Below are 872 nucleotides of genomic sequence, written 5' to 3'. Positions count from 1 at the left end.
TGTTCCAGGAGATCGCGTTGATCTCCGAATTCACCGTTGCGGAAAACATCTTTCTCGAAGGCTATCCGACCGGCAGGACCGGCTCGATCGACTGGAAGAAGATCCGTGCCGACTCGGCGGCGCTGTTCAACCGCATCGGCTTCAACGTCGATCCGGCGGCGCGGACGGGATCGCTGCCGGTCAGCCAGCAGCAGATGGTCGAGATCGCCCGCGCGCTCGCCCACGAGGCGCGCGTGGTGGTGATGGACGAACCGACATCCTCGCTGACGCCGAACGAAGTCTCGCTGCTGTTCACCGTCATCCGCCGCTTGGCGGCGCTCGGCATCGCCGTGGTCTATGTCAGCCACAAGCTCGACGAGGTCTTCGAGATCGCCGACACGGTGACTGTGCTGCGCGATGGGCGCCACATCTCGACCAAGCCGATCGGCGAGCACACCAACGACACGCTGATCCAGGACATGATCGGCCGTCGGATCGACAACCTCTTTCCCCGCCAGCGCGGCGCGGCGGGCAGCAAGGTGGCGCTGTCGGTTGAGAAGCTCAGCACGGCGAAGAAGCTCATCGACGTGTCCTTCGAGGCGCGCGCCGGCGAGGTGCTCGGTTTCTTCGGCTTGATGGGCGCCGGCCGAACCGAGCTCGCCAAGGCGATCGTCGGCTACGATCCGATCATTTCGGGCACCGTCACGGTCGACGGTCAGCGGCTGGCGCCGCACGACACGCGCAGCGGTGTGCGGCTCGGCATCGGCCTGCTCACCGAGGATCGCAAGAGCGAAGGCCTGATGGGCGAGCTGCCCGTCTACCAGAACGCCAGCCTCGCGTCGCTCGGCGCGTTCGCCCGGTTGGGCTTCGTCGACAAGGCGAAAGAGCATCAG

At 65.8% G+C, this 872-nt stretch carries 1 protein-coding gene; it reads left to right on the top strand.

Annotated elements, in window-relative coordinates:
- Nucleotides 1–11: 11 nt before the first annotated feature.
- The coding region (locus EOD07_RS35995) for a sugar ABC transporter ATP-binding protein (protein WP_281059122.1) at nucleotides 12–872 on the top strand (861 nt) is incomplete at its 3' end.

The organism is Mesorhizobium sp. M2C.T.Ca.TU.002.02.1.1 (assembly GCF_003997225.1).
The sequence above is the reverse complement of the archived record's forward strand: the minus strand, read 5'-3'. Positions and strand labels throughout refer to the sequence as shown.